Here is an 8,051-nt window from a genome sequence, read left to right on the forward strand (position 1 = left end):
CAGGGACGGTTATGGATTTATCTTCGCGATGAACGGCCTCATGGCAGTGATATACCGCCAGCCGCTCTTTATCGCTATAGCCCTGATCGCAAGGGCCTGCATCCGCAGACGGTCTTAAAAGACTTTACCGGCCATTTGCATGCTGACGGATATGCCGGGTTCAACAAATTGTACGGCCCCGGCAATCAGCCGGTCCGGGAGGTGGCCTGCTGGGCGCATGTGCGGCGCAAGATCCATGATGTGTATGAAAAAACCGGATCAAAGCTGGCCAGGGAGGCACTCGACCATATGGGGTCGTCTCAGAAAACGGAAAATAAAGCACGCTAAGCCGGTTGCAGAGGCCGTAGCGGCCTGAACTTCCCCGCGCCGATCTTGGCGCTGCTGCGCCATAGGTAATCACCGGTCAGGTTGATGTGCTCCCAGCCGAGTGGCGACAGGTACTGCAATAGCGAGTCATCGACGGCATGACCATTGCCGCGCAACGCATGCGCCGCACGCTCCAGGTAGACCGTGTTCCACAGCACGATGGCCGCCGTCACCAGGTTGAGGCCGCTGGCCCGGTAGCGCTGCTGCTCGAAACTGCGGTCACGGATTTCACCAAGGCGGTTGAAGAACACGGCACGGGCCAGCGCATTGCGCGCCTCGCCCTTGTTCAGCCCGGCATGCACGCGGCGGCGTAGCTCGACGCTTTGCAGCCAGTCGAGGATGAACAGCGTGCGCTCGATGCGGCCCAACTCGCGCAGCGCGACGGCCAAGCCGTTCTGGCGCGGGTAGCTGCCGAGTTTCCTGAGCATCAGCGAGGCCGTCACCGTGCCCTGCTTGATCGAGGTGGCCAGCCGCAGGATTTCGTCCCAATGGGCGCGGACGTGCTTGATGTTGAGCGTGCCGCCGATCATCGGCTTGAGCGCGTCATAGGCGGCATCGCCCTTCGGGATGTAGAGCTTGGTGTCGCCCAGGTCGCGGATGCGCGGCGCGAAGCGGAAGCCCAAGAGGTGCATCAGGGCGAAGACGTGATCGGTGAAGCCCGCCGTGTCGGTGTAGTGCTCCTCGATCCGCAGGTCGGATTCGTGGTACAGCAGGCCGTCGAGCACGTAGGTTGAGTCGCGCAGGCCGACATTGACCACCTTGGTGTGGAATGGCGCGTATTGGTCGGAGATGTGGGTGTAGAAAGTCCGTCCTGGGCTGCTGCCATATTTTGGGTTGATGTGCCCCGTGCTCTTTGCCTTGCTAGCGGTTCGGAAATTCTGTCCGTCCGATGATGATGTGGTGCCATCGCCCCAGTGCCCGGCAAAGGGATGCCGAAACTGAGCGTTGACCAGTTCAGCCAACGCTGTCGAGTACGTTTCGTCGCGGGTATGCCAGGCTTGCAGCCAAGCGAGCTTCGCGTAGGTCGTGCCGGGGCAGGACTCGGCCATCTTGGTCAGGCCCAGGTTGATCGCGTCGGCCAGGATCGTGGTCAACAACAGGTTCTTGTCCTTGGCCAGATCGCCCGATTTCAAGTGCGTGAAGTGCCGGGTGAAGCCCGTCCACTCATCGACTTCGAGCAGCAGTTCGGTGATCTTGACGTGCGGCAGGACCATGGCTGTCTGGTCTATCAGCGCCTGCGCGGTGTCGGGCACCGCCGCATCCAGCGGCGTGATCTTCAAGCCCGACTCGGTGATGATGGCATCCGGCAGGTCGTTGGCTGCCGCCATGCGGTTGACGGTGGCAAGTTGTGCTTCCAGCAGCGTCAGCCGCTCATGCAGATATTGTTCGCAGTCGGTGGCCACGGCCAGCGGCAATTCGCTGGACTGCTTGAGGCTGGTGAACTTCTCGGGCGGTACCAGGTAGTCCTCGAAGTCCTTGAACTGGCGTGAACCCTGCACCCAGATGTCGCCCGAGCGCAGGGAGTTCTTCAACTCGGACAGCGCGCACAGTTCGTAGTAGCGCCGGTCGATGCCGGCGTCGGTCATCACCAGTTTCTGCCAGCGCGGCTTGATGAAGCCGGTCGGTGCATCGGCTGGCAGCTTGCGGGCGTTGTCGGTGTTCATGCCGCGCAGCACCTCAATGGCATCAAGCACGTTTTTGGCGGCGGGCGCGGCCCGCAGCTTGAGCACGGCAAGGAATTCCGGTGCATAGCGGCGCAGGGTGGCGTAGCTCTCGCCGATGCGATGCAGGAAATCGAAGTCATCGGGTTGCGCGAGCTTCTGCGCCTCGGTGACGCTCTCGGCAAAGGAATCCCAGGACATGACGGCCTCGATGGCGGCAAACGCATCGCGGCCTGATTGCTTGGCGTCGATCAGCGCCTGACCGATGCGCCCGTACAGACGTACCTTGGCGTTGATGGCCTTGCCTGACGCCTGGAACTGCTGCTGATGCTTATTCTTGGCAGCGTTAAACAGCTTACCCAGGATGCGGTCGTGCAGGTCGATGATTTCGTCGGTGACGGTGGCCATGCCCTCGGTGGCCAGCGCCACGAGAGTGGCGTAGCGCCGTTGCGGCTCGAATTTGGCCAGGTCGGCGGGTGTCATCTGGCCGCCCTCGCGGGCAATCTTGAGCAGGCGGTTCTGGTGAACCAGCCGCTCGATGCCGGTAGGCAGATCGAGTGCCTGCCATGCCTTGAGGCGTTCGATGTGTTCCAGCATATGCCGCGAATTTGGCTTGGCCGGAGACTGGCGCAACCAAGCCAACCAGGTCGTCTTGCCGTTGTCCCGGCGCTTGAGCAGATCGTCGAGGCGGCGGCGATGCGCGTCCGCCAGTGGTTCGGCCAAGGCGTCGTAGATGCGCCGGTTAGCACGGGTGATCGCCTCGGCACTCGCCCGCTCGACGGCGTTGAGGGCGGGCAGAATGACCGACTGCCGCCGCAGGTGCCCGATCAAGGCGCTGGCCAGCACGATGCCTTTGTCGGTTTGCATCGCCAGCTCGGTCAGCATCTGGACGGCCTGCCGGTAATGGCTCATGGTGAAGGGCCGGAAACCGAACACGGTTTGCAGCTCGCTCAGGTGCTCGCGCCGGGTCTGCTCCCGCTGGCCGTACTCGTTCCAGCTTTCGACGCCGACCTTGAGCTGGTCGGCGACCAGCTTCAACAAGGGCGGGAACGGTAGTTCATCGACGCCCAGGATGACGCCGGGAAAGCGCAGGTAACAGAGCTGCACCGCGAAGCCCAGCCGATTGGCTGGCCCGCGCCGCTGTCGGATGATCGAGAGGTCGGTATCGTTGAATGTGTAATGTCGGATCAGGTCGTCCTTGGAGTCCGGCAACGCCAGCAGGCTTTCCCGCTCGGCGGCGGACAGGATGGAACGACGTGGCATATTTACTGATCCGTTCTCAAGTATTGATACAGGGTTTCGCGACTGATTCCGAATTCACGAGCAAGCTTGGTCTTTTGCTCGCCAGCCTCGACACGTTGGCGCAGTTCGGCAATACGCTCAGACGACAGGGATTTCTTCCTGCCACGGTAAGCCCCGCGTTGCTTGGCGAGCGCAATACCCTCGCGCTGACGCTCGCGGATCAGGGCGCGCTCGAACTCGGCGAACGCGCCCATCACCGAGAGCATCAGGTTCGCCATCGGAGAGTCTTCGCCAGTAAAACTGAGGTGTTCCTTGACGAATTCGATATGCACGCCGCGTTGTGTCAGCGTTTGCACGATCCGGCGCAAATCATCGAGATTGCGCGCCAGGCGATCCATGCTATGCACCACCACGGTGTCGCCGGTGCGGGCGAAGCTTATCAGCGCTTCCAGTTGCGGACGCTTGACATCCTTGCCGGATGCCTTGTCGCTAAAAGCGCGATCAACCTTGACGCCTTCCAGTTGCCGTTCCGGGTTCTGGTCGAAGGTGCTGACCCTGATATACCCAATGCGCTGTCCAGTCATGGAATTCCCTGCAAAATGTCAGGGAAGACTCTATGACCTTCAACGAGATATGTCAATAAATTCAAAATTCAATCCTATCCTGACGCAATTTACACATGGCATCTGACATCAGGTTAGGGTATAGCTTAACCGGACACCTCGGCCTCTGTGCCTTTACTGCTTTTCGGTACAACCGTCAAGAACAGGCAGAGCGCTCCGATAGTTATCGCCACATCAGCGAGGTTGAAGGCGGGCCAGTGCGCAAGTCGCCAATGGAAGTCAAGGAAATCAACAACCTGTCCACGCAGCACACGATCCGCGACATTGCCCAGCGCACCGCCGAGGATCAGGCTGTATCCCATCGCTTCGAGACGGGGCAATTGCTGGCACAGCATGCGTCCCAGCCAAGCAGAAACGACCAGGCCCAGCGTGATGAAAAAGTAACGTTGCCAGCCGCCAGCGTTCGCCAGAAAGCTGAATGCCGCGCCGGGATTCAGGACATGGACGAAGTTGAAGAAGGGCGTGACTTCGACCTGTTCACCGTAGGCAAACGTGCGGGTGATGGCGAACTTTGCGAGCTGATCGGTCATGACAGCACTGGCGGCCACTGCGAACCAGACCCAAGTCGATGTGCGGCGAGCCGATTGCCACACAGGGACGGCCAGCGGCATCAGCCACCCGGCGAGCGCCGTGCAACTCAATCCAAGTACCCACCCCGCCAGCACATCGGCAGGAAAGTGCATTCCGGCTGCGATGCGTGACCAACCGACCAATGCGGCGTACAACACCAAGCCGATGCGGCCACGACGGCCTATCAAAGGCCAGAGCGCGCCGACCACCAGCGCGGCATAGGTGGCATGCCCGCTGGGCAGGCTGTAGTGTCGTTCGATGCCCCCGATAACGCGCACCATGTCGCCAAAAACGGCAGGCGGGCGTGGAAAGTCGATCCATAGCTTCAAGATGGTGGCGACGAGAAATGCCAACGCAAAGGCCACGCTAAAGACTCTGAGTCTGTACCGGATGGCATCGGCCCGCGTTGGGTCAGGTGCCGACTTTGACCATCCCCACATCGCCAAGAGCATCAGTGGTGCAGTCCAGTAGTTGCCTATCACAAGGTTGAAGAACGATGCCAGCGGTTCCAGCGCTGCAGGTGTGCTCATGTTGATGGCTTGGAACAACGCGATGTTCAGACCACCCCAGTCGTAGAGAAAGAATTTCCAGCTCATTTGCGCAACAGCCTCAAGCCATTGCCAACGACGAGCAAGCTGGCCCCCATATCAGCAAACACCGCCATCCACATGGTCGCTTGACCCGTGAAGGTCAGCACCAGAAATACTGCCTTGATGCCAAGGGCCAGCACAATGTTTTGCATCAGCACCTGCGCCGTCGCACGCGACAGGCGCACGAAGGTCGGAATCTTGCGCAGGTTGTCGTCCATCAGGGCCACGTCGGCGGTCTCGATTGCGGTATCTGTGCCAGCCGCTCCCATTGCAAAGCCGATGTCCGCACGCGCCAAGGCCGGGGCATCGTTGATGCCATCACCGACCATGCCAACCTTGCCGCTTCGGGCCAGTTGCTCCACTTCGCGCAATTTGTCATCTGGGAGTAGGTTGCCTTGCGCACGGTCGATTCCGGCTTGTGCGGCAATGGCCTGTGCCGTATGGGGGTTGTCGCCGGTCAGCATCATGGTGTTGATGCCCAGTGCGTGCAGCTCGGCGATGGCGGTCCTGCTGCTGTCCTTGATGGTGTCCGCTACGGCGAATAAGGCATGTACCGCCTTTGCGCCTACCAACATCACGACGGTCTTGCCAGCGGTTTCCAGCGCAGCGATGCGCTGCTCCAGCTCTGGTGTGCACTGCCCCAGCTCTTCGAGCATCCGGTGGTTGCCCAGATGGTAGGTCGCACCGTTGATTTGGCCTTGCACACCCCGACCGGGCAGCGCGTTGAATTCGGCCACGTCGAGCAAGGCAACCCCGTCCGTCTGCGCGGCCTGTGCCACCGCCTTGGATACAGGATGGTCCGAGCGGGCCGCCAGACTGGCAGCGATGCTGCGGCTGTCCGAGGCGAGTGCATTGCCCCATGTGACAAAGTCGGTCTGTGCGGGCTTGCCGTGCGTGATCGTGCCGGTCTTGTCCAGAGCCAGCCAGCGCAGCTTGCGGCCTTCTTCCAGATAGACGCCACCTTTGATGAGAATGCCGTGGCGGGCGGCGGCGGCCAGGCCGCTGACGATGCTGACCGGTGTAGAGATCACCAGTGCGCACGGGCAGGCGACCACCAGCAGAACCAATGCACGGTAGATCCAGTCGAGCCATGCCGCACCCATGAACAGCGGCGGCAACAACGCGACGGCGATGGCAACGCCGAATACAACGGGGGTGTACCAGCGGGCGAACTGATCGACAAAACGCTGAGTCGGCGCACGACTACCTTGCGCAGCCTCTACCGCGTGAATGATCCGGGCCAAAGTGGAGTTGTTGGCCAAGGCGGTGACGCGGTACTCGAACGAGCCGGATTCGTTGATCGTGCCAGCGAACACCGAATCACCGGGGGATTTTTCGACCGGGAGGCTTTCACCCGTGATCGGGGCTTGGTTGACGGCAGAGCGGCCTTCCAGCACCTCACCATCAAGGGCGATGCGCTCACCTGGTTTGACCCGGACGCGGGCGCCGATGGTGATTTGCTTGGCGCCCACCTCGCGCCATGTGCCGTCAGCCTGCTGTACCGTGGCCTGTTCCGGGGTCAGGTCGAGCAGGCCACGGATAGCGTTACGAGCGCGATCCAGCGATTTGGCTTCGATTACCTCGGCCAGCGCGAACAGTACCATCACCATTGCCGCTTCGGGCCAGTGGCCGATCAACATGGCACCCGTGACCGCAATCGACATGAGGGCGTTCATGTTGAGATTACGGTTCTTGAGCGCAATCCACCCCTTCTTGTAGGTGGAGAGGCCACCCGTGAAGACCGCGACAAGCGCCAGAACGACAACCGACCAGTGATTGCCGTTGTGGAGCCAGTAGACCGCCTCGGCCGCCGATGCAGTGACCAAGGAGATGCCCAGCGGCCACCAGTTGGTCGGCGTGGTCACAGGGGCGGCGGATGGAGATGCGACCTCTGCCGTGTCCACGACCTGCGCCTCGAATCCAAGCGCTTGCAGTGCCACGAGCACGTCTGGCAGAACCTGGTTCGCATGGCGTACCGACAGCGTGCGCTGCATCAGGTTGAAATCGAGATCAGCAACACCGGCCACGGTGCCGAGCTTGTTGCGGATCAACGTCTCTTCGGTCGGGCAATCCATCTTGGCAATGGACAGCTTGGTCGTCTGCTCGGCCGACGCCTGATCCATGCGCACAGCTTGCATGCCGATGGCCTTCAGCGCCTGCTCGACGGGAGACAACGAAGGCAATTCGTGTCGCACGGCCAAGGTACGTTGCATCAGGTTGAATTCAAGACCCGCCACCCCCGCCAGACCGGCCAGTTTGCTTCGGATCAGCGCCTCTTCGGTCGGGCAATCCATGTTCTCGATGCGGTACACCGCTTGAGCCGATCCGGTTGCCAGCGGGGCCGGTGCCGTGGGTTGGATGATCGGCTCAGTCGTGCAGCCACACCCCTTTGAAGCGCATTCGCTCATGAGTAACTCCTGAAAATCTTCTATTCAGCCTCCATTAAAATCTCTATAGTCACTATAGAGTCAAGTGATAATTGGAGATTGATGCATGGAAATCAGAATTGGCGACCTCGCCAAGCGCTCTGGGTGCAAGGTCGTGACCATCCGCTACTACGAGAAGGAAGGGCTACTGCCGAAGCCAGCGCGAAGCGGTGGCAACTTCCGGCTGTACGGTGAGGCGCACATTGAGCGCTTGCAATTCATCCGTCATTGCCGTTCGCTCGACATGACGTTGAGCGAGATTCGCGCATTGCTGGGTCTGCGAGACAACCCGATGCAGGACTGTGGGGAGGTCAACACGCTGCTGGAGGCCCATATTCAACAGGTGGAAATGCGTGTGTCCGCGCTGTTGCAGTTAAAACGGCACTTGGTTGATTTGCGCGAGAAGTGTTCTGGCTCTCGATCTGTAGAGGCGTGCGGCATTTTGCAAGGGTTGGGCAATTGCAATTGCCATGGTGAAAGTGCCACGAACAGTCAAACATCTGGGTAAGTAAGGGCTTAGCGTGCTTTATTTTCCGTTTTCTGAGGCGACCCCCATATCGGGCATCTGTTCGA

At 60.6% G+C, this 8,051-nt stretch carries 6 protein-coding genes; 2 read left to right on the forward strand and 4 right to left on the reverse strand.

Features of this window, described 5'->3' with window-relative positions; all coding sequences use genetic code 11:
• Window positions 1-15 precede the first annotated feature (15 nt).
• Complete coding sequence (locus tag THS27_RS25315) at window positions 16-327, forward strand: IS66 family transposase (RefSeq protein ID WP_256376840.1); 312 nt, start codon at window positions 16-18, stop codon at window positions 325-327.
• Here THS27_RS25315 and THS27_RS25320 read toward each other — a convergent pair.
• From THS27_RS25320 to THS27_RS25335, 4 genes are all read right to left on the reverse strand, one after another.
• Window positions 324-3,290, reverse strand: coding sequence for a Tn3-like element TnAs3 family transposase (locus THS27_RS25320; RefSeq protein ID WP_001138064.1), 2,967 nt, complete (start codon window positions 3,288-3,290; stop codon window positions 324-326). The two genes, THS27_RS25315 and THS27_RS25320, sit on opposite strands and share 4 nt — an antisense overlap.
• Window positions 3,291-3,292: 2 nt before the next feature.
• Complete coding sequence (locus THS27_RS25325) at window positions 3,293-3,853, reverse strand: recombinase family protein (protein ID WP_000147567.1); 561 nt, start codon at window positions 3,851-3,853, stop codon at window positions 3,293-3,295.
• A gap of 125 nt (window positions 3,854-3,978) precedes the next feature.
• Window positions 3,979-5,058 carry a signal peptidase II gene (gene lspA, locus THS27_RS25330; RefSeq protein WP_075149163.1) on the reverse strand — a complete coding sequence of 360 codons (1,080 nt, stop codon included), beginning with the start codon at window positions 5,056-5,058 and terminating at the stop codon, window positions 3,979-3,981.
• Complete coding sequence (locus THS27_RS25335) at window positions 5,055-7,460, reverse strand: heavy metal translocating P-type ATPase (RefSeq protein WP_034375348.1); 2,406 nt, start codon at window positions 7,458-7,460, stop codon at window positions 5,055-5,057. Before THS27_RS25335 ends, lspA begins: the two co-directional genes overlap by 4 nt.
• A gap of 85 nt (window positions 7,461-7,545) precedes the next feature.
• Here THS27_RS25335 and cadR point away from each other — a divergent pair, with 85 nt between their 5' ends.
• Entirely contained in the window at window positions 7,546-7,986 is a 441-nt protein-coding gene (gene cadR / locus THS27_RS25340) for a Cd(II)/Pb(II)-responsive transcriptional regulator (RefSeq protein WP_085595673.1), read from the forward strand.
• Window positions 7,987-8,051: the final 65 nt, after the last annotated feature.

It is taken from the genome of Thalassospira sp. MCCC 1A01428 (assembly GCF_002115825.1).
In the GTDB taxonomy this organism is placed as follows: Bacteria; Pseudomonadota; Alphaproteobacteria; order Rhodospirillales; family Thalassospiraceae; genus Thalassospira.

What these genes read in the sequence shown, in the direction of transcription:
- THS27_RS25320 (WP_001138064.1), bottom strand. Translation starts at nt 3,290, where the DNA reads ATGCCACGTCGTTCCATCCTGTCCGCCGCCGAGCGGGAAAGCCTGCTG.
- THS27_RS25325 (WP_000147567.1), bottom strand. Translation starts at nt 3,853, where the DNA reads ATGACTGGACAGCGCATTGGGTATATCAGGGTCAGCACCTTCGACCAG.
- lspA (WP_075149163.1), bottom strand. Translation starts at nt 5,058, where the DNA reads ATGAGCTGGAAATTCTTTCTCTACGACTGGGGTGGTCTGAACATCGCG.
- THS27_RS25335 (WP_034375348.1), bottom strand. Translation starts at nt 7,460, where the DNA reads ATGAGCGAATGCGCTTCAAAGGGGTGTGGCTGCACGACTGAGCCGATC.
- cadR (WP_085595673.1), top strand. Translation starts at nt 7,546, where the DNA reads ATGGAAATCAGAATTGGCGACCTCGCCAAGCGCTCTGGGTGCAAGGTC.